This is a genomic window from Jeongeupia chitinilytica (assembly GCF_014652315.1).
Taxonomy (GTDB): domain Bacteria; phylum Pseudomonadota; class Gammaproteobacteria; order Burkholderiales; family Chitinibacteraceae; genus Jeongeupia; species Jeongeupia chitinilytica.
Map to the genome: position 1 here is coordinate 323,015 of NZ_BMYO01000001.1, position 24,741 is coordinate 347,755.

The window sequence follows — 24,741 nt, forward strand, 5'->3', positions numbered from 1 at the left end:
GGCGCAGGCCCTGCCTCGGATCAATCACGTCCGGCCACGGGGCCGGACGCCTCACTCATGCAATCAGACGGTCCAGGGTGCCGGACGGTCCGCGTTGATGCCGTACTTGGCAATCGCTTCGGCAACCTTGTCGAAGCCGATCTTGCCGTCGTCGGCCAGTGCTTTCAGTGCGGCGACGGCAACGTGGAAGCGGTCGACTTCGAAGAAGCTGCGCAGCGCGTCGCGGCTGTCCGAGCGGCCGTAGCCGTCGGTGCCGAGCACGACGTAGCGGTTCGGTACGTATTCGCGGATCTGGTCGGCGAAGGTGCGCTTGTAGTCGGTCGCGGCGATCACCGGGCCTTCCGCGCCCTTCAGGCACTGGGTCACGTACGGCACGTGCTGCTCGGCGGTCGGATGCAGCAGGTTGTAGCGCGACGCGTTGACCCCGTCGCGGCGCAGCTCGTTGAAGCTGGTGGCGGACCAGATGTCGGCGTCGACGCCGAAGTCGGCCTTGAGCAGGTCGGCCGCGGCGATGACTTCGCGGAAGATCGTGCCCGAACCCATCAGCTGGACCTTGAGCTTGCCGGCGTCGCCCTGGCGGAACTTGTACAGACCCTTGAGGATGCCGGCCTCCGCGCCTTCCGGCATGGCCGGGTGCGCGTAGTTCTCGTTCATCAGCGTCAGGTAGTAGTAGATGTTTTCCTGGTCCTGATACATCCGCTTCATGCCGTCCTGAACGATCACGGCCAGCTCGTAGGCGAAGGTCGGGTCGTACGAGACGCAGTTCGGGATGTACTCGGCGAACAGCTGGGTGTGGCCGTCCTGGTGCTGCAGGCCTTCGCCGTTCAGCGTGGTCCGGCCGGCGGTACCGCCGAGCAGGAAGCCGCGCGCGCGCAGGTCGCCGGCCGCCCAGGCCAGGTCACCGATACGCTGGAAGCCGAACATCGAGTAGTAGATGTAGAACGGAATCATCGTCACGCCGTGGTTGGCGTAGGCGGTGGCCGCGGCGATCCAGTCGCTCATCGCGCCGGCTTCGTTGATGCCTTCCTGCAGGATCTGGCCGGTGGTCGATTCCTTGTAGAACATCAGCTGGTCGGCGTCTTCCGGTGCGTACAGCTGGCCGACGTGCGACCAGATGCCGAGCTGGCGGAACATGCCTTCCATGCCGAAGGTACGCGACTCGTCCGGCACGATCGGCACGACGCGCTTGCCGATGTTCTTGTCCTTGACCAGCGTGCCGAGCAGACGCACGAACGCCATCGTGGTCGAGCTTTCACGCTCGCCCGACGAGTCGAGCAGTGCCTTGAAGGCGTCGAGGCCCGGGACCTGCAGCGGCTCGTCGACCGGCTTGCGTGCCGGCAGGTAGCCGCCGAGCGCCGCGCGGCGTTCGTGCATGTACTTGAGTTCCGGCGCATCGGCCGGCGGTGCGTAGAACTTGCACGCCTTGGCTTCTTCGTCGGTGAGCGGAATCTTGAAACGGTCGCGCAGGTGAAGCAGGTCGTCTTCCGACAGCTTCTTGGTCTGGTGGGCGACGTTCTGCGATTCGCCCGCCGCGCCCATGCCGTAGCCCTTGACGGTCTTGACCAGCAGCAGCGTCGGCTGGCCCTTGTGTTCGACGGCGGCCTTGTAGCCGGCGTAGACCTTGTGCGGATCGTTGCCGCCGCGGGTCAGACGCCAGATGTCGTCGTCGGACATGTTCGAGACCAGGGCCTTCAGCTCCGGGGAGTTGAAGAAGTGCTCGCGCACGTAGGCGCCGTCCTTCGACTTGTAGGTCTGGTATTCGCCGTCGACGACTTCCATCATCCGGCGCTGGAGCAGGCCCTTCTCGTCCTTGGCCAGCAGGGCATCCCAGCCCGAGCCCCAGACGACCTTGATGACGTTCCAGCCCGAACCGCGGAAATCGCCTTCGAGTTCCTGGATGATCTTGCTGTTGCCGCGGACCGGACCGTCGAGACGCTGCAGGTTGCAGTTGATCACGAAGATCAGGTTGTCGAGGTTTTCACGGCCGGCCAGCGAAATCGCGCCGAGCGATTCCGGTTCGTCCATTTCGCCGTCGCCGCAGAAACACCAGACCTTGCGGTCACCCTTCTGTTCGAAGCCGCGGTCGCCGAGGTACTTCATGAAGCGGGCCTGGTAGATCGCCATGATCGGGCCGAGGCCCATCGACACGGTCGGGAACTGCCAGAAATTCGGCATCAGCCACGGGTGCGGGTACGACGACAGACCGCCGCCGTCGACTTCCTTGCGGAACTTGTCGAGCTGGTCTTCGGTGATGCGGCCTTCGAGGAAGGCACGCGAGTACATGCCCGGGGCGCAGTGGCCCTGGAAGTAGACGAGGTCGCCGCCGTGGTTGTCGCTCGGCGCATGCCAGAAGTGGTTCCAGCCCACGTCGTACAGCGTGGCCGCCGACGCGAACGAGGTGATGTGGCCGCCCGGATCGCCCTTGCCCGGCTTGTTGGCCTTGACGACCATCGCCGCCGCGTTCCAGCGGGTGTACGAACGGATGCGTTCTTCGAACGCGTGGTTGCCCGGGCTCTTGGCTTCCAGATGCGCCGGCACCGTGTTGATGTAGGCGGTGGTGGCGGTGTAGGGAATGTTCACGCCATCCTGACGGGCGTGATCGACAAGCTGCTCGACGAGGAAATGCGCGCGTTCGGCGCCTTCGTTGGCCAGGACGCCGTCAAGCGCCTCCAGCCATTCCCGTGTTTCCTGCGGATCGAGATCGTGATGCTGCTCTGCCATTTATGTCTCTACCTTTATAACTAAAGAGGTTAGTAGTGGTGAGTCGCGGTTAGGCGCCTGCGCTGAGAGCGATCAGCGCGGCACGTTCCGCTTGTAATAGTTGATTAATCCGTTGGTCGACGCGTCGTGGCTCGAAGTCAGCCCCGGCGTGACCAGATCGCTTTCGATCTTCTTCGCCAGCTGCTTGCCGAGTTCGACACCCCACTGGTCGTACGAGTTGACGTTCCAGATCGTCCCCTGCACGAAGACCTTGTGCTCGTACAGCGCGATCAGCGCGCCGAGACGACGCGGCGTCAGCCGCTGCATCAGGATCGAATTGGTCGGACGGTTGCCTTCGAAAATCTTGTGCGGCGCCAGCTCGTCCTGCGCGTCGCCGGTGATGCCGGCCTTGGCGAGTTCGGCGCGCACTTCGGCGTCGTTCTTGCCGCGCATGAAGGCTTCGGTCTGGGCGAAGAAGTTCGCCATCAGGATGGTGCTGTGCGGTTCCGGAATTTCCGGATGCTCGATGCTGGCGATGAAGTCGATCGGCACCAGCTGCGAGCCCTGGTGCAGCATCTGGTAGTAGGCGTGCTGGCCGTTGATGCCGGCATCACCCCAGACGACCGGACCGGTGTGGTAGTCGACGCGATTGCCGTCGAGGTCGACGGTCTTGCCGTTCGACTCCATGTCCAGCTGCTGCAGGTAGGCCGGGAAGCGCTGCAGCGACTGGTTGTACGGCGAGATCAGCTGGGTGTTGGCACCGAAGAAGTTCACGTACCAGATGCCGAGCATGCCCATGATCACCGGCAGGTTCTGCTCGAGCGGCTTGTTCTTGAAGTGCTCGTCCATGGTGTAGGCACCGTGGAGCAGGTCCTGGTAATCGTGCTTGCCGAGGTAGATGGCGATGGGCAGGCCGATGGCCGACCACAGCGAGTAGCGGCCGCCGACCCAGTCCCAGAACTCGAACATGTTGTTGAGGTCGATGCCGAACTCGGCGACGGCCTTGGCATTGGTCGACACGGCGACGAAATGCTTGGCGATGTGGGCCTCGTTGCCGACGCGGTCGATGAACCATTTGCGCGCTGTGCGGGCGTTGGTGATGGTTTCCTGAGTCGTGAACGTCTTGGAGGCGACGATGAACAGCGTCGTTTCCGGGTTCAGCTTCTTCAGCGTCGAGACGATCTGGTCGCCGTCGACGGTCGAGACGAAGTGCATCGTCAGGCGCTGGTGACCGAAGTCCTTCAGCGCATTGCAGACCATGACCGGACCGAGGTCGGAACCGCCGATGCCGATGTTGACGATGTCGGTGAACGCCTTGCCGGTGTAACCGGTGCGCTCGCCCGAGCGGATCTCGTCGGAGAACTGGAACATCTTCTCCTTGACCGCGTTGACCTTGGGCATCACGTCTTCGCCGTCGACCCGGATCGGGTTCTTGTCGAGGTTGCGCAGCGCGACATGCAGGACGGCGCGGTTTTCGGTGATGTTGATCTTTTCACCGGAAAACATTTTCTCGATCCGCGCCTTCAGCCCCGATTGCTCGGCCAGCTTGAACAGCAGCGACATGGTTTCTTCGGTGATGCGGTTCTTCGAGTAATCGAAGAACAGCCCGCCCGATTCGATCGAGAACTTCTCGAAGCGCTGCGGATCCTTTTCGAACAGCTCGCGCATGTGCAGCGGAGCCACTTCCTGGTAGTGCGCGGCAAGCGCCAGCCACGCCGGCGACTGGGTCAACTTCGACATCGACTCTTTCCTTCTCACGTTTTTTTTCACGGTACGTTTGCCGCGGTGGGCCGCGGTCTTGGCTACTGCTTGTTCAGTTGTCATGCCCGCGAACCCGTTTTTCCTTCAGGTTGCGTTTCATTTTTTCGAGCTGGTCGATCAGTTCCGGGCCGCGCTTGAGCGCGACGCCGACCGCGAGCACGTCGATGATCACCAGGTGGACGATGCGGGTGATCATCGGGGTATACAGGTCCGGGTCTTCCATCGTGTCGGCGAACAGACAGATGTTGCAGCGCTTGGCCAGCGGCGACTTCGAATGGGTGATGCCGATGACGTCGGCCCCAGCGTCGCGGGCGATCTCGACCGAGCGGATCATGTCCAGCGTGCGGCCCGAGTTCGACACGGCGACGACGGCGTCACCGGGTTTGAGCATCGACGCGCTCATGCCGTGCATGTGCGGGTCGGTATAGGCAACGGTCGGTACACCGAGACGGAAGAACTTGTTCTGCGCGTCGATGGCGACGGCACCGGACTGGCCCTGACCCCAGACCTCGATCTTGTGGGTGTTGGCCAGGACCTTGATCGCGCGTTCGAGTGCCTCGGTGTCGAGCTCGTTGCGGCAGCGCAGCAGGTGCGAAATGTTGTTGTCGAACAGCTTCTTGGCCAGATCGTGTGCCGAATCGTCGGCCGAGACCATCGAATGGACATAGGGGACGCCCGACACCAGGCTGCGCGTCAGCCGGAGCTTGAAGTCCTGCAGGCCCGAGCAGTTGAGGCTGCGGCAGAAGCGGATCACCGTAGGCTGCGACACGCCGGCGAGGTCGGCAATTTGCGCGATCGGCGCATTGGCGACCAGATTGGGCTGAGCCAGTACCAGTTCGGCGACTTTGCGCTCGGACTTGCTCAGGGTGTCGATCACGGTCTTGATACGTTCGAGCATGGTCGGTGGGTCTCACTCAAACGGCGCTCCGGCGGCATTGTGCGGGCCGGCGGCCGGGGTCTCTGTCAAACGTGGTTAAAGTCGCGGGGCCCAGTCGGCCCCGCGGATTCCGGTCGTGACGGCTCAGGCCGTCCAGAACACCGATTTGTCCGTGCCGACACGGTCGAGCACGCGGCGGATCGGATATTGCAGCGGCACCGGCTTGTCTTCGCCGAGTGCGGTCTGCAGCAGCGCCTTCTTGCCTTCGCCGGTGATGTGGACGATGACATCGCGCGCCCTGGCAATGGTCGGCAGCGTCAGGGTGATGCGCGGGTGCGGTGCAACCGGCGGGGTGACCGCGGCCAGCAGCGCATCCGATGCGCAGGCGGCTTCGAGTTCGGCAGCATTCGGGAACAGCGATGCGGTATGACCGTCGTCGCCCATGCCGAGAATCAGTACGTCGATCGGCGAGGGGAAAATCGCCAGTCGGGCTTCGATCGCGGTCAGCGCTTCGTGCGGTGTCGCCGCACCGTTGACCAGCGAAATGAAGTGGGCTTTGGCCGCGGGGCCCTGCAACAGGTGCTCGCGCACGCTGCGCTCGTTGCTGTCGGCATGGTCGGGCTGAACCCAGCGCTCGTCGACCAGTGTGATGTTGACGCGACGCCAGTCGATGGCGGCCTGCGACAATGCAGCGAACATGCCCGCCGGCGTGCGACCGCCCGAGACGGCCAGGCTGGCCGCGCCGCGAGCGTCGATTGCGGCTTTCAGCCGCTCGGCGATATGGGTGGCGAGCGCCGTATCGAGTTGTGCTTTCGATGCGAATTCATGCCATTGCAGGGACATCGAGACCTCGGTTTCTTGTATTCGGTGGTTGCCACGCAGGGCGTGGCGATCGGGGACGCCGATTCGGACAGGCCCCCGCCGAAGCGGGGGCGCAATGATCAGCTTTCTTCGTGCCAGCACAGGCCGTCACGCGACAGCAGTGCCGACGAAGCGGCCGGACCCCAGGTGCCTGCGGTGTAGGCCTTGGGCGCGTCGGTGCTGGCTTCCCAGGTGTCGATGATCGGCTCGACCCACTTCCAGGCGGCGCGTTGCTCGTCGCGACGGACGAACAGCGACAGGTCGCCGCGGATCACGTCCATCAGCAGGCGCTCGTAGGCTTCCGGGCTGCGGGTGGTGAAGGTTTCCTTGAAGTCGAGGTCGAGGTGGACCGGACGCAGGCGGACCTGGTTGCCCGGCTCCTTGGCCATCAGGTAGAGGCGGACCGATTCGTCCGGCTGCAGCTGGATCACCAGACGGTTCGGTGTGCCCATCTTGCCGAAGATCGAATGCGGCGCTTCGCGGAAGTTGATGACGATTTCGGCCAGACGTTCCTGCAGGCGTTTGCCGGTACGCAGGAAGAACGGTACGCCGGCCCAGCGCCAGGTCTGGATCTCGGCCTTGAGTGCGACGAAGGTCTCGGTCTTGGAGCCGGCCGGGACATCCGGTTCGTCCAGGTAACCCGGGACCGGCTGGCCGCCGACGGCGCCGGCACGGTACTGGCCGCGGACGACCTTGGTGTGGACGTCTTCGACGGTCAGCGGCTTGAGCGCGCGCAGCACCTTGAGCTTCTCGTCACGCACCGCGTCGGCGTCGTACGAGGCCGGCGGCTCCATCGCGACGATGGTCAGCAGCTGCAGCAGGTGGTTCTGGATCATGTCGCGCAGGGCGCCGGTCTTGTCGTAGAAATCCGCACGGGTTTCCACGCCGACCTGTTCGGTGACGGTGATCTGTACGTCGCGGATCCATTCGCGGCGCCACAGCGGCTCGAGCAAGGTGTTGGCAAAGCGCAGTGCGATCAGGTTCAGCACCGGTTCCTTGCCGAGGTAATGGTCGATCCGGTAGATCTGGTGCTCTTCGAAGTATTCGCCGACTTCGTCGTTGATCTTGTTCGACGACGCAAGGTCATGACCGAGCGGCTTTTCCAGTACGACGCGGGCGTTGCCCTTGGTCAGGCCGACGCCGGCCAGACTCTTGGAAATGGGCGCGAACAGGTCCGGGGCGGTCGAGAGATAGAAGACGCGGGCGCGCTTGGGGAACTCGTTCAGTGCGTCGGCCAGCAGGCCGAATTCTTCCGGCTTGTTCGCGTCGATCTTCAGGTACTGGATGCGGGTCGCGAACGAGGCCCAGTCGGCGTCGTTGTAATGCTTGCCGAGATAACCCTTGGCCAGTGCGTGGGCCTTGTCGAGATAGGCCGCGGTGTCGGGCACGCTGCGCCCCAGACAGACGATGCGACCTTCGGCGGGCAGGTTGCCGTCCTGATGTTGGTGGTACAGCGCCGGCAACAACTTGCGCATCACGAGGTCACCGGTGCCGCCAAACAGCACCATGTCGAACGCGTCGATCTGGGTCATAGCATCCTTCCTGAGTTATTCGTTGAACTCGGCTGCGTGCACGTTCTTGAATCGGCTGTGCGCCTGTTGGGCGAGGCCGGCGTACGCGCCGAGGTCTGGGCGTAGTAAGACTTCGTAATGTTACTACACGCCCAAAAAACGGCGCAAACGCTTTTGGCCGTCTGCGGGATTTCCCGAACTCCGATCGCTGAAAAATCCAGCAAACCCGCGCGGTTGAACGAAAATGGTGCGTTGCGGTAATGCTGCCCCGTGAGCAGTTGTGGTTGAGTTTGGTAGGGGGTTGTAGTAAAACTACGCCGTAATTCTTGCGGCATTTACTACCGTGTTCTATGCAGTCGTGTGCATCGAGGTGCGGTCAACCCGGAGTTCGTCATGGCTTTACATCCCCGTCTTACCGAAGTTACGGCCCGCATCGTCGAACGCAGCCGTGAATCCCGTACCCGCTACCTGCAGCGACTGGAAGCCGCGGCCAAGAAGGAGCCGATCCGCAAGGGCCTGGCCTGTACCAACCAGGCGCATGCTTGGGCCGCAGCCCCGGAAGGCGACAAGATCATGATGCGCGAGATGCGTCAGCCGAACATCGCGATCATCTCGTCGTACAACGACATGCTGTCGGCGCACCAGCCGCTCGAAACCTATCCGGCGATCATCAAGGCCGCCGTGCACGAAGTTGGTGCGACCGCGCAGTTTGCCGGTGGTACCCCGGCAATGTGCGACGGCGTGACCCAGGGACAGCCGGGCATGGAGCTGTCGCTGTTCAGCCGCGACGTCATCGCGATGTCGCTGGCCGTCGGCCTGTCGCACAACGTGTTCGACGGCATGCTCTGTCTGGGCGTGTGCGACAAGATCGTTCCGGGCCTCTTGATCGGCGCGCTGCAGTTCGGTCACCTGCCGGCGATCTTCGTGCCGGCCGGCCCGATGACCTCGGGCATCTCGAACAAGGACAAGGCCAAGGTTCGCCAGCTGTTCGCCGAAGGCAAGTGCGGTCGGGACGAACTGCTGGCGTCGGAAGAGGGCAGCTACCACGGTCCGGGCACGTGCACCTTCTTCGGGACCGCCAACTCCAACCAGATGCTGATGGAAGTGATGGGCCTGCACCTGCCGGGCGCCGCTTTCGTCAATCCGAATACCCCGCTGCGCGATGCGCTGACCGCTGCCGCTGCGCGCCGCGTCGCGCAGATCACCGCACTCGGCAACGAATTCCTGCCGGTCGGCAAGGTCATCGATGAAAAGGCCGTCGTCAACGGCATTGTCGGCCTGCTGGCCACCGGTGGCTCGACCAACCATACGATCCACCTCGTCGCGATCGCCAAGGCGGCCGGCATCAACATCAACTGGGACGATTTCCACGACCTGTCCGAGGTCGTGCCGCTGCTGGCCCGGGTTTACCCGAACGGTTCGGCCGACGTAAACCATTTCCACGCTGCCGGCGGCATGGGCTACCTGATCCGGGAACTGATCGACGGCGGCTTCCTGCACGACGACGTTCTCACCTGCACCGGTCAGGGTCTGCGCACGCATTCGCAGGAGCCGTTCCTCGGCGACGACGGCAGGGCCGTCTGGCGCGAGTCGCCACAGCAGTCGGGCGACGACACCGTACTGCGTCCGCATACCAATCCGTTCAGCAAGGACGGTGGTCTCAAGGTGCTCGAGGGCAACATCGGTCGTGCCGTGATCAAGGTGTCGGCTGTGGCCGAAGAGCACCGCGTGGTTGAAGCGCCGGCCATCGTCTTCGATGATCAGGATGATGTGCTGGCCGCTTTCCAGCGCGGCGAACTCGAGAAGGACTTCATCGCCGTGCTGCGCTTCCAGGGGCCGCGTGCCAACGGGATGCCGGAGCTGCACAAGCTGACGCCGGCACTCGGCGTGTTGCAGGACCGCGGCTTCAAGGTCGCGCTGGTGACCGACGGCCGCATGTCGGGCGCGTCGGGCAAGGTGCCGGCGGCGATCCACATCACCCCTGAAGTCGTGTCGGGCGGCCCGCTCGGCAAGGTCCGGACCGGCGACGTCATCCGGCTGGATGCGGTGACCGGTGATCTGGTTGCCAAGGTCGACGCGGCCGAATGGGCCAAGCGCGAATGCGCAACTGCCGATCTGGCGCGGAACGGTCATGGCATGGGCCGCGAACTGTTTGCCGGTTTCCGCCTGCAGGCGACCGGTGCCGAGGAAGGTGCGCTGAGCCTCGGTCTCGCGCACTGATGCCATCGTCAGCCGGCCCGTTACCGGGCCGGCATTTACTTATCGCTTAACTTCTTAGGAATCCTGCCATGCAAATTCGTGAAATCATGCGTTCCTGCTCGGTCATGCCGGTGCTGGTGATCGAGAAAGTCGAACATGCCGTGCCGCTGGCCAAGGCGCTGGTCGAAGGCGGTATTCGCGTGCTGGAAGTGACCCTGCGGACCGACGCGGCGCTTGAAGCCGTGAAGGCGATCGCGGACAACGTCCCGGGCGCCATCGTCGGCGTCGGTACCGTCGTGCGCCCGGAACAGTTTGCCCAGGCACAGGCGGCCGGCGCGCAGTTTGCCGTGACGCCGGGCCTGACCCCGAAACTGGCTGCCGCCGCACGCGAGGCGGGCATCCAGCTGCTGCCGGGCGTGATGACGCCGTCCGAAGCCATCGCAGCCCTCGAAGAAGGTTTCGATGCGCTCAAGCTGTTCCCGGCCGAACAGGCTGGCAGCCTCGGCATGCTCAAGGCCATGGGTGGCCCGCTGCCGCAAATCCTGTTCTGCCCGACCGGCGGCGTGTCGCTGGAGTCGGCGGCCAAGTTGCTGGCGCTGCCGAACGTCGGTTGTGTGGGCGGTTCGTGGCTCGCGCCGAAAGACATGGTCGCCAGGGGTGACTGGGCCGGTATTACCCAGCTCGCCCGCGAGGCGGCCGCACTGCGTCCCTGATCGCCGCAGGTCACCGGAAGGGGCGGCAAGTGCCTTGTCCGTCCCCTCCGGCTGATAAACTGGGGCTTGCGCAATGATCCATCTGCCTATGACGGTCGCGTAAGTCCCTAATGTACGTACGATGCTTGTCATGGCACAAAGGCACCCTATGCCGGTGCTTGTATGCTCTGACCGTCCAATCTGTTCCATCCTCTATTTCTGGAGATGATCCATGGCTATCAAAGTAGGTATCAATGGTTTCGGCCGTATCGGCCGCATGGTATTCCGTGCTGCTGTCTACAACTTTGCGGACGACATCGAAATCGTCGGTATCAACGACCTGTTGGAGCCGGATTACCTCGCCTACATGCTCAAGTACGACTCGGTGCATGGCAAGTTCAAGGGTGACGTGAAGGTCGAAGGCGGTCATCTGGTCGTCAACGGCAAGACCATCCGCCTGACCGCAGTCAAGGATCCGGCCGAGCTGAAGTGGGGCGAGATCGGTGCGGACGTCGTCGTCGAATCGACCGGTCTGTTCCTGACCAAGGAAACCGCCGAGAAACACATTGCTGCGGGCGCCAAGAAGGTCATCATGTCGGCACCGTCGAAGGACGACACGCCGATGTTCGTTTACGGCGTGAACGACAGCACCTACGCTGGCCAGAACATCATCTCCAACGCCTCGTGCACCACCAACTGCCTGGCACCGATCGCCAAGGTCATCAACGACAACTTCGGCATCAAGCGTGGCCTGATGACCACCGTCCATGCGGCAACTGCAACGCAGAAGACCGTCGACGGCCCGTCGAACAAGGACTGGCGCGGTGGCCGCGGCATCCTGGAAAACATCATTCCGTCGAGCACCGGCGCCGCCAAGGCCGTCGGCGTGGTGATTCCGGAAGTGAAGGGCAAGCTGACCGGCATGTCGTTCCGCGTACCGACCTCGGACGTTTCGGTCGTCGACCTGACCGTCGAGCTGAACAAGGAAGCCAGCTACGAAGAAATCTGCGCCGCTGTGAAGGCCGCGTCGGAAGGCCCGATGAAGGGCGTGCTGGGTTACACCACCGAGAAGGTCGTTTCGACCGACTTCCGCGGCGAAGCCTGCACCTCGACCTTCGATGCCGATGCCGGTATTGCGCTCGACAAGACCTTCGTGAAGCTGGTTGCGTGGTATGACAACGAATGGGGCTATTCCAGCAAGGTGCTGGAAATGGTTCGCGTCATGGCATCCAAGTAATTGCATGCCTTACCGGAAAAAACCCGCTTCGGCGGGTTTTTTCTTGGTCGGACCGGGGGCGTGGCTGTCTCTGCATGACAACGAGCTTGGTTTTCCGACCCATCGTTGCGACAGCGGGCCGGGCGTTGACGGGCTGCGGAAAACGCGTGCGATCTGTTCAGAAAGTGCTTAAAAAACCGTTACTTACTGGCGGTTTTTTATTTGCCGTGTTGTATGTGGGCAACGGTTTGCAGGAGTAAGCGCAGACGGGTTTGCCCCTGGCAAGTCGATTCTTTTATTCTGGCTCCGTAGAGCAAGGTTGCGTCAGACGTACTGCCAATCGTGCTGTTACGGCTGGTTCTTCATCTAATTAGAAAGAAACCACACTCTCGTATCTAGGAGACCTATAAATGTTCAAACGTGCTCTGGTTGCTGCTTCCCTGGCAGCTGCTTTCGCGGCTCCGGCTTTCGCCGAAGTCACCATCGGCGGTTCGATTGAAGCCGACGTCTATGTTCACGGTTCCAGCGCGAACGGCTTCCGCGACGAAGTCGAACTCGACGTCGAACCGCGTCTGTTCTTCTCGGGCAGCGACAAGCTGGACAACGGCTCCAAGGTCATCTGGAAGATCTGGACCGGCGCAGAAAACTACCGCTCGGATACTTGCCCGGGTGCTGCAGGCGGCCCTGGCTACTGCAACCCGCAAAACGCAGCTAACACCGGTAGCAGCGCCCGCACTTGGGGCAACCGTGAAGCTTGGGGCGGCTGGCAAGGCGACTGGGGTACCCTGCGTTTCGGTAAGATCTACAGCCCGTCGTACCTGAAGCTGGACTGGCCGTACGGTAACCTCGGTGGTTCGATGCACGTTGCTGAAGTTGGCCTGATCAGCTTCAACCCGCAAAACTCGATCGTCTATGATTCGCCGAGCTTCGGTGGCTTCACGTTCTCGGGTCTGTACTCGTTCCGTGATCAAACCAACCAGAACGAAGGTACTTCGCAACGTTACACTTACGACCTGACCGCTGGTTACTCGGGTGGCGGTTTCATGATCGATGCTGGTTACCAGCAATCGCGTCCGGAAACCGTTGGTTACGATGCGGTTACCGGTTATGTGCCTAACTCCGACAACAAGAAAGACCAATTCGCGTTTGTCGCTGGCGGCTACAACTTCGGCGCCTTCACCGTGAAGGGCGGCTACAAGTGGTGGAAGACTGAAGCGGGTGGTCAAGGTACCAACTCGTTCAGCGGCCCGGAACAAGACCAAATCTTCGTTCAAGGTATCTACTCGGCTGGCAAGAACACCGTTGGCCTGACCTACAACTACTTCGGCGACGCCAAGAACATCAACGGTGACAAGATCGACAGCTCGTCGAGCCAAGTTCTGTACGGTCAGTGGGCTTACGCTCTGTCGAACAACACCTCGGCTTACGTTCAAGGTCGTTTCGCTTGGAACGACAAGAACGGTGGTATCGGTGCTGACTATCAAACGTCGTACGCAACCGACACCAACAGCTACCGTCTGCTGGTTGGTACCTGGACCGGCTTCTAATCGATTCGTTTGATTCGATTTGCTGGACTAAAAAAGGGCGACTTCGGTCGCCCTTTTTCTATTACCGTTATTTGCAAAGGAACGGCGCACCCGATCGGAGCGCCGTTCGATTTTGTAGTCTACGGTGTTCGCCCTACATTCAGTACCTGATCGGCGATCACCTGATATCAGCGACACCTTATGTTGCCTACGCTTAGCTTGCGAGGCTGCCAAGGGGCGGCCTGCCATGAGGAGAGATAAAAGAATGCAAGCTGTGCGTATGTCGATGGGGGTTGCGGTACTGTCAATGGCGTTTGCGGCGAATGCGGCCGACGTCGAGGTGTTGCACTGGTGGACCTCTGGTGGCGAAGCTAAGGCCGCGGGCGAGCTCAAGAAGATGCTCGAAACCAAGGGCGACAAGTGGAAGGATTTCGCCGTTGCCGGTGGTGCAGGCGAAAACGCGATGACGGCGCTGAAGGCACGCGTCGTATCCGGCAATCCGCCGGCAGCGGCACAGATCAAGGGCCCTGCCATCCAGGAATGGGGTGCCGAGGGCGTGCTGGCGTCGATCGACGATGTGGCGAAGAAGGACGGCTGGGACAAGGTGCTGCCACCGGCCGTGTCCAATGTGATGAAGTACAAGGGCCAGTACGTGGCTGCTCCGGTCAACGTGCACCGGGTCAACTGGTTGTGGGTCAATCCGCTGCTGCTGAAGAAGGCCAACGTCAAGGCGCCGACAACGTGGGACGAGTTCTTCAAGGCGGCCGATGCCCTGAAGAAGGCGGGCATCCAGCCGGTCGCTTACGGCGGTCAGCCGTGGCAGGACGCGACGGTGTTCGAAACCGTTGCGCTTGGCGTCGGCGGTGCGGATTTCTACAAGAAGGCCTTTGTGCAGCTCGATCAGGCCACGCTGAAGGGCCCGACCATGGTCAAGGTGCTCGAGACCTACAAGCGCATCAAGCCGTACACCGACAAGGCCAGTGCGGGCCGCGAGTGGAACCTGGTGACGTCGATGGTCATCAACGGCACTGCTGCGATGCAGTTCATGGGTGACTGGGCCAAGGGCGAGTTCCTCGCTGCCGGCAAGGTCCCGGGCAAGGACTTCCTGTGTGTACCGGCACCGGGTACTGCGAATGCCTACACCTTCAACATCGACAGCTTCGTGATGTTCAAGCTGCCGAACAAGGATGCGGTCAAGGGGCAGAAGGATCTGGCCGAAACGCTGATGAGCCCGCAGTTCCAGGAACTGTTCAACCTCAACAAGGGATCGATCCCGGCACGCATGGGCATGGACATGTCCAAGTTCGACGATTGCGGCAAGAAGTCCGCGGAAGACTTCAAGGCCGATGCGGCCAAGGGCACGCTGCTGCCGTCGTTCGCCCACGGCATGGCGATGTACTCGGCCACGCAAGGCGCGATGTACGACGTGATTTCGCAGTTCTGGAATGACGACGCCGCCAGCGCCCAGAAGACCGCCGAGAAACTGGCCACGGCCGCCAAGGTTCGCTGACCCGGAAGGTGAGTGCCGCGCTGCGCGCAGACGCAGCCGGCTGCCGTCTCTGCCGGCCGGGCATCGCCCGGCCGGAACTTGCCTGTCCTGGAGGTTCACATGTCCGTGACGTCGCGCCCTGCGCACTACGGTTTTGCCGAGCACTGGTTGCCTCGGCTGGTACTGGCGCCGTCTTTTCTGCTGGTCCTGGTTTTTCTGTACGGTTTCATCGCTTGGAACGGCGCACTGTCCTTCACTGCATCGCGGCTGCTGCCCAACTACGAGTGGGTCGGCCTTGCGCAGTATGAGGCGCTGTTCGCCAGCGAACGCTGGTGGGTGGCGGTTCACAACCTGTTCATTTTCGGTGTGCTTTTCATTGGCGGCGCGATGGCCGTCGGCATCGTGCTCGCCATCCTGCTTGATCAGAAGATCAGGCTCGAAGGTGCGCTGCGGACGATCTATCTTTATCCGCTGGCCTTGTCCTTCATCGTCACCGGTACCGCCTGGGGCTGGATGCTCAACCCGGGGCTGGGGCTGGAAAAGCTGATGCACGACTGGGGCTACGCCGGCTTCAGCTTCGACTGGCTGGTCAATCCGGACCGGTCGATCTACACGATCGTCATTGCCGGGATCTGGCAATCGTCGGGTTTCGTGATGGCGCTGTTCCTTGCCGGTTTGCGCGGCATCGATGATTCGATCATCAAGGCCGCACAGATCGACGGTGCCAGCCTGCCGCGCATCTACTGGCGCATCATCCTGCCGGCCATGCGCCCGGTGTTTTTTTCGACGCTGATGATTCTTGCGCACATCGCGATCAAGAGTTTCGACCTGGTCATGGCACTGACCGGCGGCGGTCCGGGGTTCTCGTCCGACCTGCCGGCCACGTTCATGTACCAGATGGCGTTCACCCGCGGCCAGATGGGCTTGGGCGCCGCGAGCGCGATGATGATGCTGGTGACGGTGTCGGCCGTTGTCGTGCCTTACCTGTATTCCGAGCTGCGGAGGAGCCGCCATGTCTAAACCCTGGCGAGGCGTCCTGTACGCCGTGCTGCTGATTGCAGCGCTGTACTACCTGCTGCCGCTCTACGTGATGCTGTCGACCTCGTTGAAGACGATGGACGAAATCCGTGCCGGCAACCTGCTGTCGCTGCCCGGTGCCATCAGCTTCGACGCGTGGCACAAGGCCTGGGGCACGGCGTGCACCGGCATCGAGTGTTCGGGCCTGTCGGGCTATTTCTGGAACTCGGTACGGATGGTGATTCCGGCTGTGCTGATCTCGACCGCGCTCGGCGCGCTCAACGGCTATGTACTGTCGAAATGGCGTTTTCGCGGCTCGGAGCTGGCGTTCGCGATGCTGCTGTTCGGGCTTTACATCCCGTTCCAGGTGTTGCTGCTGCCGATGGCGCAGACGCTCGGCTGGTTCGGGCTGGCACGGTCGATGGCCGGGCTGGTGTTCGTTCACGTGGTCTGCGGCATTGCCGGTACCACGCTGTTCTTCCGCAACTTCTACGTCGGCATTCCGGACGAGCTGATCAAGGCGGCCCGGCTCGACGGCGCGGGTTTCTGGCGCATCTTCCTGCGCATCGTGCTGCCGATGTCGCTGCCGATCCTGATGGTGACGCTGATCTGGCAGTTCACGCAGATCTGGAACGACTTCCTGTTCGGCCTGGTGTTTTCCAGCGGCGAGAGCCAGCCGATCACCGTCGGCCTGAACAACCTCGCGAACACGTCGACCTCGGTCAAGGAATACAACGTCAACATGGCAGCAGCGCTGATCGCTGCATTGCCGACCATCGCTGTCTATGTGCTGGCGGGCAAATACTTCGTGCGCGGCCTCGCGGCCGGCGCGGTCAAGGGATAAGGGGAAAACCGATGGGTGCATTGGCCATCAAGAACGTCACCAAGCGTTTCGGTGACACACACATCCTCAAGGGCATCGACATCCATGTCGATTCGGGCGAGTTCCTGATTCTGGTCGGGCCGTCGGGCTGCGGCAAGTCGACGCTGATGAACATCATCGCCGGACTCGAGTCGCCAAGCGGTGGTGAAGTCCACATTGCCGACCGCATCGTCAATGACGTGGCGCCGAAGGACCGGGACATCGCCATGGTGTTCCAGAGCTATGCGCTGTATCCGACGATGAACGTGCGGCAGAACATCGCTTTCGGTCTGGAAACCCGCGGTGTGCCGAAGAAGGAGCAGGACGAGGTCATCGCACGGGTGGCGAAAATGCTGCAGATGGATCACCTGCTCGACCGCAAGCCGGGGCAGCTTTCCGGGGGGCAGCGGCAGCGTGTGGCCATGGGCCGGGCGCTGGCGCGCAACCCCAAGCTCTTCCTGTTCGACGAGCCGCTGTCCAACCTCGATGCGAAGCTGCGCGTCGAGATGCGCACCGAGATCAAGCAGCTGCACCACCGGCTGAAAACGACGATCGTCTACGTCACCCATGACCAGATCGAAGCCATGACGCTTGGCGACAAGATCGCGGTGATGAAGGACGGTGTCATCCAGCAGTTCGGCAGCCCCCAGCAGATTTATGACACGCCGGCCAACCTGTTCGTCGCCGGCTTCATCGGCTCGCCGTCGATGAACTTCATTCCGGCGCACCTTGCCAGCGAGGGCGGGGTGATCGGGGTCAGCCTGCAAAGCGGCGATGCCGCCTGCTTTGCCCCCCTGCTCGACAGTCAGCGCTACGCCGCTTATGTCGGCAAGCGGGTGATCGTCGGTGTTCGGCCCGAGCAATGGGACCTTGCGGCCGATGGCGGCGGACTGGCGTGCAAGATCAACCTGACCGAACCCACCGGGCCGGATACCATCGTGTTCACGCAGATCAACGGCATCGAAGTGCAGGCCCGCCTGCACCCGCGCGATGCCAGATCGCCCGGATCGGTGCTGCATCTGCGGCCGGACATGAGCAAGGCCGTACTGTTCGACCCGGAAACCGAAATCCGGATCGGCTGACTTCCTCTGCCGGGGCGATGCCCCGGTACATCGACAGCCCCGCCTGGTGCGGGGCTTTTTTTGTCGGGGCGGACTACAGGCCGCGTCGCTCGACCAGCGCTTGCGCCAGCGTGCTCGGGTCGACATGTTCCAGTTCGCCACCGACCGGCAGGCCGCGGGCGATGCGCGAGACCTTGAGGCCACGGGCACGCAGGGTTTCGGCCAGGTAGTGTGCGGTGGCTTCGCCTTCGACGGTGAAGTTGGTCGCAAGGATGACTTCCTCGACTTCACCGTCGCTGGCGCGTTCGAGCAGGCGTTCGAAGGCGATGTCCTTGGTGCCGATGCCGTCGAGCGGGCTCAGCCTGCCCATCAGCACGAAATACAGCCCCTGATAGGCGAGGGTCTGCTCGATCATCAACAGATCGGTCGGCATCTCGACGACACACAGCTGGCGGCGACTGCGCTCGTCGTCGGCACAGATGTCGCACACTTCGGCTTCGGTAAACGTATTGCAATGGCGGCAATGGCTGAGCGTCGCCATCGCGTATTCGATGGCGTGCGCAAGATTGGCGGCGCCGGCCTGATCGCGCTGCAACAGGTGATAGGCCATGCGGCTGGCGGATTTGGGCCCGACGCCGGGGAGTACCTTGAGCGCCTGGATCAGTTGCTGGAGCGAGGAGGGAACGGTCATGGCGATCGATCGCTAGGGCATGGCGGCGTGAAAAAAGGGCGCGACCCGCGCGCCCCGTTTGCGTCCGGTCCGGATCAGAACGGCAGCTTGAAGCCCGGAGGCAGCGGCAGACCTGCCGTCATGCCGGCCATGCGTTCCTGGCTGGTGGCTTCGGCCTTGCGCTGTGCATCGTTGAACGCCGCGGCGATCAGGTCCTCGAGCATTTCCTTGTCGTCGGACAGCAGCGAGTCGTCGATCGACACGCGCTTCACCGCATGGCTGCAGGTCATGACGATCTTGACCATGCCGGCGCCAGCCTGGCCTTCGACTTCGACGTTGGCGAGTTCTTCCTGCGCTTTCTGCATTTTTTCCTGCATTTTCTGCGCTTGTTGCATCAGTTGGCCAATGCCACCCTTGTTGAACATGATGTGCTCCTGAGATGAATACCGACAGCTTATCTGTCAGAGTGGTTTGATCGAATCGGGCAGGACGGTGGCGTCGAAATCGCGCACCAGCGTCTGTACGAACGGGTCGTTCTGGATTTCGGCCTCCGCCTCGCCCTGACGTTGCTCCTTCTCGCGCAACAGCTGTGCGGCCGGCGTATCGCCGCCGGCGTCGCCGAGCTGAACGTGCAACTGGATCGGACGGTCGAAGTGCTGTGACAGTGCATCGCGCAGCTTGTCCTGGAAGTCGCGGGTCGCGACCGCGCGGTGGGCGTCGGCGACCAGCAGCTCGAAGTGGTCCTTGCTCCAGTTCGTCAGTTCGGCATTCTGCGCCAGCATGCCGGCGGCGCCGAGCTTGAGTTGCACCACCAGCGCGCGCCAGTCGCCGTCGAACAGGGCGACGGTGATGGGGGCGGGTGGCTCTGCGGATGCGGTTTCGTCCGGGTAGGGCGCCCGTGGTGCAGGTTCGGTCGCCGGTTGTGCTTCTTCCCAAGGGGGGACGTCCTGCGGGAGTGACGCCACACTCGTTGCAGGTACAGGTACAGGTACAGGTACAGGTACAGGTACAGGTACAGGTACAGGTACAGGTACAGGTACAGGTGCAGCAACGGCTGCCGCTGTAACTACCGGCTGCGGTGCAGCAGCTTGCGGTGCAACGTGACGCGACGAAGGCGCCGGCGTGCCGGTGTCGCCCGCGGCGGGCTTGGGGAGTTGTGCCAGCGTGACCGCGTCGCTCGGTGCGAACGCGAGCATGCGCAGCAAGGTCATCGTGAAGCCGGCGTATTCGTCCGGTGCCAGGGGCAGGTCGCGACGGCCATGCAGGGTGATCTGGTAGTAAAGCTGGGCGTCCTCGGGCGACATGGCCGCGGCCAGCACCATGATCGCCTCGCGCGCGGGAAGGTCGTCGGCCAGCGCGCCGGGAACCATTTGCGCCACGGCGATCTGCTGCAGCAGATGCGACAACTCACCGAGCGCCGCTTCGAACGACAGGCCGCGACCGGCAATGCTGTCGGCGGTGGCGAGCAGTGCCGCACCGTCGCGCGCGAGCAGCGCGTTCAGCAATTCGAACAGGTAGCCCTGATCGACGGCGCCGAGCATCGCCCGGACGCCGGCCTCCTCGACCTTGCCGGCACCGTAGGCGATCGCCTGGTCGAGCAGCGACAGCGCATCGCGCATCGAGCCGTTGGCGGCATGTCCGAGAATCGGCAGCGCGCCGGGTTCGAAGGCGATCTGTTCGGCGTCGAGTACCTTGTGCAGATGGCCGGAGACCTGTTGCGGCGTCATCTGCCGCAGCGAGAACTGCAGACAGCGGCTCAGCACCGTGATCGGCACCTTCTGCGGATCGGTAGTCGCGAGGATGAACTTGACGTGGCCCGGCGGTTCTTCCAGCGTTTTCAGCATCGCGTTGAACGCGCTCTTCGAGAGCATGTGCACTTCGTCGATGATGTACACTTTGAACCGCCCGGCGGTCGGTGCGTACTGGGCGTTGTCGAGCACTTCGCGGATGTTGTCGATGCCGGTGTTCGACGCCGCGTCGATCTCCAGCAGGTCGACGAAACGCCCCGCATCGATCTGCGTACACGCCGCACACACGCCGCACGGTTCGGCGGTGATGCCGGTCTCGCAATTGAGCGCCTTGGCCATGATCCGCGCGATGGTCGTCTTGCCGACGCCGCGCGTACCGGTGAGCAGGTAAGCGTGATGCAGGCGCTCGTTCGCAAACGCGTTCGACAGTGCCTTGATCACGTGTTCCTGGCCCACGAGCTGGGCAAAGGTCTTGGGGCGCCACTTGCGGGCGAGAACTTGATAAGCCATGCCCGGATTCTAACAGATGCCTACTCCGTCCAATCAGCTCGCAGACAATCAGCCCGCAGACAATCAACACGTCCCCGATTTTCCCGCCGACGATCCGCCGCCCGAGCCACCGTTCGAACCGGCGCTGGAAGAGTGTTGCGGCAGCGGCTGCGAGCCCTGCATTTTCGATACCTATACCGAAGCGCTGCACGCGTATCGCCGCGACTACGCGGCGTGGCTGCAACGCCACCCCGAGTTCAAGGACCTGCCACGCCGATGACATCGACAATCAAATACCTGCTGCTGTCGTTCTCGCTATCGGCCGGTGCGGTTCAGGCCGCATTGCCGCCCGAGGTCGATGCCGCGCTGGCCAAGGCCGGCGTGCCGGCATCGGCACTGGGTGTCGCGATTCTGCCGGTCGACGGCGGTCCGGCCGTGCTGCTCGAGAATGCCAGACGGCCGATGAATCCCGCATCGACGATGAAACTGGTCACGACGTGGTCGGCGCTGAACCTGCTCGGCCCGGCCTACAGCTGGAAGACGCAGCTGCTTGCCGATGCACCGGTCGCGAACGGCGTGCTCAACGGACCGCTGTACCTGAAGGGCAGCGGCGATCCGAAGCTGACGTTCGAGCGGATGTGGCTGCTGGTGCGCGAGCTGCGTGCCGCCGGTGTGACCGACTTGCGCGACGGGCTGGTGCTCGATCGCAGCGCGTTCCGGTTGCCGGCCACCACATCGCCATTTGACGACGACAGCGACGAAGGCGGCCAGCCCTATCTGGTGACGCCGGATGCGCTGGTCAGCAACTTCGGCAGTGCGCGGCTGATGCTGCGCAGCGACGGAAACAGCGTGCGGGCCACGCTCGAACCGGCACTCGACAAGGTCAGGCTGGACGGTGCGGTGAAGCTCGCGCCGAACGCCAGTTGTTCGGCGTGGAAGGACGGTGTCCAGCTCCGGCTCGACGATGCTGGGCAGACCGCCAGCGTGCATCTGGCTGGCCGCTTCCCGCCCGATTGCGCCGGTGATCGCTACTTTGCGGTGCTCGACGCCCGAAGCTATACCGCCAGCCTGTTCCGCAGCCTGTGGCAGGAGCAGGGCGGGCGTTTCTCCGGCCAGGTGCGCGAAGGCGTGACGCCGCCGCAGGCGAAGGTGCTGGCGACCAGCATCTCGCCGCCGCTGACCGAAATGGTTCGGGACATCAACAAGTTCAGCAACAACCTGATGGCCCGACAACTGTTCCTCACCGTGGGTGCGACGTCGTCCGAGGTGGCGACCGATACCGTGGCCGCGGCCGATGCGCACGTTCGCGGCTGGTTGCAGCAGCAGGGGCTGGCCATGAGCGAGCTGCATCTGGAGAACGGTGCCGGCCTGTCCCGGGTCGAGCGCATCAGCGCCGAGCATCTCGGGCAGATGCTGGTCTCGGCCTACCGGAGCCCGCTGGCTGCCGAGTTCATTTCCTCGTTGCCCATCGTCGGTATCGACGGCACGATGAAAAAGCGGCTCAAGAGCGAAGCCGGTGCCGCGCATATTAAGACGGGGACGCTCAAGGATGTACGTGCCGTTGCCGGCTATGTCAGGGATTCGCAAGGCAGCGACTGGGTCGTGGTGGCCTTGCTCAACCATCCCAGGGCCCCGCTGGCCATGCCGGTACTCGATACCTTGTTGCGCTGGGTGACGACGCGTTCCAGCGCCGAATTGGCCTCCTTGCGTCGCTGAGATTTTCTCGGCGTCGTTCCGACGCCATTGTCTGCAATTTGTTCGTTCGGCATATCGCCAATTCGCGCATTGAATCCAAAGATTCGATGCGCTTTTTTTTCGCCAATTCTTCGAGCGGCAGTTGCAAGCCGGCATTTCTCGCGCCAGCCACGCTCCCGCCAAGGTGCCGGCTTGTCTTACGTGTCAGCGCGATGCTGCGCGTCGTGCGATCGAATTGAATCGCTCATTGCGGTCGGTGATTCAGCGTCAGTGAGCGGTTCGGTACGAATCCTATTCCGGCCAGGGCAATTCGCATTTCGTAGTGATTATTTTTTCATTACGAGATGACTGCGACTCTCCCGCCAGGCCAGGCAATCCGCGACTCCCTGGTTGAATTCTAATATAAGCCAATGTTGATTTATTGATTCGTCATTGAATTGAAATCGGGCTCATGGCATTCTGCGCCGCACAAGAGCAAGAAACTTAAGCTTTAAATCAGGCGTATGTAATTAATATTTTCCTTATATAAGGAGTTTGTCATGAAAAGTTTGAAAGCCGTTGCCGCGGTGACGATGTTTCTTGCTGCCGGCCTGAGCCACGCTGCGTTCAGCAAGACCTACACGGTCGGTGCTGCGCCGCTGTCGGTGCAGGACACGTTCTCGGTGACCGGGCCGTCCAAGCTCACCTTCGATCTGACCCCGGTCAGCGCGACGGGCAGCCTGGCCAACCTGTTTGCGGTGAACTACCAGCTGGCCCCCATCGGTCAACTGCTGGGTCTCCAGCAACTGATCTTCAACCCGGGTACACGCAGCTACTCCGGCAGCTTCAACCTGCCGACCGCCGGCACCTACTCGTCGTTCTTCGCCGTGACCAAGGATGCCAACTGGCTGGGCACGCTGAAGCTCAACGTCGCGCCGGTGCCGGAACCCGAAACCTATGCACTGATGGGCGCTGGCCTGCTGGGCGTGCTGCTGTCGCGCCGTCGCAAGCAGCGCAGCGCAGCCGCACTCGCAGCTTGATGTTCGCCTAGCGGGCGGTGCGGGTCGGGAACGGCCCGCACTGCCTTCTCGGCATGGTCTGGTTTGGCAAGGCGTGCAACGGCACGCAAGAACGGGTTTCAGGGGACGGTGGCATTTTGGGCGTAGCGAGGTTCGAGCGTCGGCGGTACGCGACCGGCCGCATCGCCGTGATGTCCGCCGGTGTGATGCTGGTATCGGGCGCGGTGGCCTTTGGGGCTGTCGACGAGACCGATCCGCTGATCCTCTATGCCGACGTTTCCACCTTGTTTGACAGCAACGTGTTCCGGCTGGCCGACAGTGCGCCGGCCGAAGCGTACGGCGGCAGCAAGTCGGACGTGATCGTCGATCCGAGCATCGGCATGCGGGTGAACTGGCCGGTTTCGCGGCAGCAGTTGCTGCTCGATGCGCAACTGTCGCGACCGACATATGTGCGGCACCGTCAGCTCGATTACGTCGGCTGGCAGGGTCAGCTGGGCTGGGATTGGCAGTGGGGCAATGCGTGGTCGGGACGCCTGGGCTACAGCGATTCGCGCACGCTGTCCGAATTCGAAGACGTGATGTTGGGCATCAAGGATCTGGTACGGCAGCAGGGCGGGGATCTGGCCGCGACGTATGCGCTGACCTCGGACTGGGCACTGCTGGGCTCGCTGGCGAGCAGTCAGCAACACCACGACCAGCGGCGATACCTCGATCTGCAGCAGGACAGCGCCGGCGGTGGCGTGCGCTACCGAAGCGGGCTGGGCAGCGAAGTGACGGCGCGGGCCGACTTTACGCGGATCACCTATCGCGAGGACCTGCTGATACCGGCCGACGAACGTGGATACCGGCAGTGGGTGACCCAGCTCGCTGTGGTCTGGCCCGTCAGCGCCAAGACCCGCCTGCAGGGGGGCTACGGCTGGACGAGCTGGAAATATCAGGCGGAAGCCGACTGGCAGCGCAGCCCGACCGGCAACCTGGCGCTGTCGTGGCAGGCAAGCGGGAAAACCAGGCTGTACGCCGACTACCGGCGTGCATTCGAGTCGCCGGGCCAGAACATCGGTCGCAACCTGATCGAGGGGTATGGCGTCGGCGCGGAGTGGCAGGCCAGTGAACGGATCGGTATCGATGCGTCGTGGCGACGCGAGGACAAGCAGGTGCGGCAGGTGCTGGCGTACAGCCAGACAACCGACTACTTGCGACTTGGTTTGAAGTACCAGCCGGACCCGGCACTGCAGTTGTCGGTGTACGGCCAGCATCAGGCGCGCGATTCGCAGTTGCCGCTGAACGATTATCGCGCGGCACAGGCCGGGATCGACCTGAGGCTGCAGTTTTGAAGGCAAGAGGGTGGGACGTGGGACTGACGGGGGTG

19 protein-coding genes and 1 pseudogene are annotated in these 24,741 nt (G+C 62.8%); 12 read left to right on the plus strand and 8 right to left on the minus strand.

Annotated elements, in window-relative coordinates; genetic code table 11:
- Nucleotides 1-63: 63 nt before the first annotated feature.
- The 5 genes from aceE to zwf all read right to left on the minus strand — a co-directional run bounded on the left by aceE (nt 64) and on the right by zwf (nt 7,731).
- On the minus strand, nt 64-2,721 hold the full coding sequence (aceE, locus tag IE097_RS01595) for a pyruvate dehydrogenase (acetyl-transferring), homodimeric type (RefSeq protein WP_189458388.1): 2,658 nt from the start codon (nt 2,719-2,721) through the stop codon (nt 64-66).
- A 72-nt stretch (nt 2,722-2,793) separates the two neighbouring features.
- On the minus strand, nt 2,794-4,440 hold the full coding sequence (gene pgi / locus IE097_RS01600) for a glucose-6-phosphate isomerase (protein WP_189458389.1): 1,647 nt from the start codon (nt 4,438-4,440) through the stop codon (nt 2,794-2,796).
- Nucleotides 4,441-4,513: 73 nt separating this feature from the next.
- A complete protein-coding gene (gene hexR, locus IE097_RS01605; protein ID WP_189458390.1) occupies nt 4,514-5,359 on the minus strand; it encodes a transcriptional regulator HexR in 846 nt (281 codons plus the stop codon).
- A 123-nt stretch (nt 5,360-5,482) separates the two neighbouring features.
- Entirely contained in the window at nt 5,483-6,181 is a 699-nt protein-coding gene (pgl, locus tag IE097_RS01610; RefSeq protein WP_189458391.1) for a 6-phosphogluconolactonase, read from the minus strand.
- Nucleotides 6,182-6,279: 98 nt separating this feature from the next.
- A complete protein-coding gene (gene zwf / locus IE097_RS01615) occupies nt 6,280-7,731 on the minus strand; it encodes a glucose-6-phosphate dehydrogenase (RefSeq protein WP_189458392.1) in 1,452 nt (483 codons plus the stop codon).
- Between the two features lie 372 nt (nt 7,732-8,103).
- Here zwf and edd point away from each other — a divergent pair, with 372 nt between their 5' ends.
- The 8 genes from edd (at nt 8,104) to IE097_RS01655 (ending at nt 17,793) form a co-directional block, all read left to right on the plus strand.
- Nucleotides 8,104-9,930, plus strand: a complete 1,827-nt coding sequence (gene edd, locus IE097_RS01620; RefSeq protein ID WP_189458393.1) for a phosphogluconate dehydratase — start codon at nt 8,104-8,106, stop codon at nt 9,928-9,930.
- A gap of 68 nt (nt 9,931-9,998) precedes the next feature.
- A complete protein-coding gene (gene eda, locus IE097_RS01625) occupies nt 9,999-10,622 on the plus strand; it encodes a bifunctional 4-hydroxy-2-oxoglutarate aldolase/2-dehydro-3-deoxy-phosphogluconate aldolase (RefSeq protein WP_189458394.1) in 624 nt (207 codons plus the stop codon).
- Nucleotides 10,623-10,833: 211 nt separating this feature from the next.
- Nucleotides 10,834-11,838 carry a type I glyceraldehyde-3-phosphate dehydrogenase gene (gene gap / locus IE097_RS01630; protein WP_189458395.1) on the plus strand — a complete coding sequence of 335 codons (1,005 nt, stop codon included), beginning with the start codon at nt 10,834-10,836 and terminating at the stop codon, nt 11,836-11,838.
- Nucleotides 11,839-12,227: 389 nt separating this feature from the next.
- Nucleotides 12,228-13,364: a porin gene (locus IE097_RS01635; RefSeq protein ID WP_189458396.1), complete on the plus strand. Its 1,137-nt coding sequence runs from the start codon at nt 12,228-12,230 to the stop codon at nt 13,362-13,364.
- Nucleotides 13,365-13,608: 244 nt separating this feature from the next.
- Nucleotides 13,609-14,853, plus strand: a complete 1,245-nt coding sequence (locus tag IE097_RS01640) for an ABC transporter substrate-binding protein (RefSeq protein ID WP_189458397.1) — start codon at nt 13,609-13,611, stop codon at nt 14,851-14,853.
- Between the two features lie 99 nt (nt 14,854-14,952).
- A complete protein-coding gene (locus IE097_RS01645; protein ID WP_189458398.1) occupies nt 14,953-15,852 on the plus strand; it encodes a carbohydrate ABC transporter permease in 900 nt (299 codons plus the stop codon).
- Nucleotides 15,845-16,693 (plus strand): carbohydrate ABC transporter permease, encoded by an 849-nt coding sequence (locus IE097_RS01650; protein ID WP_189458399.1) that lies wholly within the window; start codon nt 15,845-15,847, stop codon nt 16,691-16,693. The genes IE097_RS01645 and IE097_RS01650 overlap by 8 nt, the downstream gene beginning before the upstream one ends.
- Nucleotides 16,694-16,704: 11 nt before the next feature.
- Nucleotides 16,705-17,793 (plus strand): ABC transporter ATP-binding protein, encoded by a 1,089-nt coding sequence (locus tag IE097_RS01655; protein ID WP_189458400.1) that lies wholly within the window; start codon nt 16,705-16,707, stop codon nt 17,791-17,793.
- Between the two features lie 73 nt (nt 17,794-17,866).
- Here IE097_RS01655 and recR read toward each other — a convergent pair whose 3' ends face one another.
- The 3 genes from recR to dnaX all read right to left on the minus strand — a co-directional run bounded on the left by recR (nt 17,867) and on the right by dnaX (nt 20,700).
- Nucleotides 17,867-18,463, minus strand: a complete 597-nt coding sequence (recR, locus tag IE097_RS01660) for a recombination mediator RecR (RefSeq protein WP_189458401.1) — start codon at nt 18,461-18,463, stop codon at nt 17,867-17,869.
- A gap of 74 nt (nt 18,464-18,537) precedes the next feature.
- Complete coding sequence (locus IE097_RS01665; RefSeq protein ID WP_070531394.1) at nt 18,538-18,867, minus strand: YbaB/EbfC family nucleoid-associated protein; 330 nt, start codon at nt 18,865-18,867, stop codon at nt 18,538-18,540.
- 36 nt (nt 18,868-18,903) lie between these two features.
- The gene (gene dnaX, locus IE097_RS01670; RefSeq protein WP_189458402.1) at nt 18,904-20,700 is read right to left on the minus strand and encodes a DNA polymerase III subunit gamma/tau; all 1,797 of its coding nucleotides are present in this window, start codon (nt 20,698-20,700) and stop codon (nt 18,904-18,906) included.
- 16 nt (nt 20,701-20,716) lie between these two features.
- Here dnaX and IE097_RS01675 point away from each other — a divergent pair, with 16 nt between their 5' ends.
- The 4 genes and pseudogenes from IE097_RS01675 to IE097_RS01690 all read left to right on the plus strand — a co-directional run bounded on the left by IE097_RS01675 (nt 20,717) and on the right by IE097_RS01690 (nt 24,706).
- On the plus strand, nt 20,717-20,959 hold the full coding sequence (locus IE097_RS01675) for an oxidoreductase-like domain-containing protein (protein WP_189458403.1): 243 nt from the start codon (nt 20,717-20,719) through the stop codon (nt 20,957-20,959).
- Nucleotides 20,956-22,395: a D-alanyl-D-alanine carboxypeptidase/D-alanyl-D-alanine endopeptidase gene (dacB, locus tag IE097_RS01680; protein ID WP_189458404.1), complete on the plus strand. Its 1,440-nt coding sequence runs from the start codon at nt 20,956-20,958 to the stop codon at nt 22,393-22,395. The genes IE097_RS01675 and dacB overlap by 4 nt, the downstream gene beginning before the upstream one ends.
- Nucleotides 22,396-23,279: 884 nt before the next feature.
- Nucleotides 23,280-23,393, plus strand: a pseudogene (locus IE097_RS19570) (PEP-CTERM sorting domain-containing protein); the annotation flags it as partial.
- A gap of 170 nt (nt 23,394-23,563) precedes the next feature.
- Entirely contained in the window at nt 23,564-24,706 is a 1,143-nt protein-coding gene (locus IE097_RS01690) for a porin family protein (protein ID WP_189458406.1), read from the plus strand.
- The last annotated feature ends 35 nt before the right edge of the window (nt 24,707-24,741 follow it).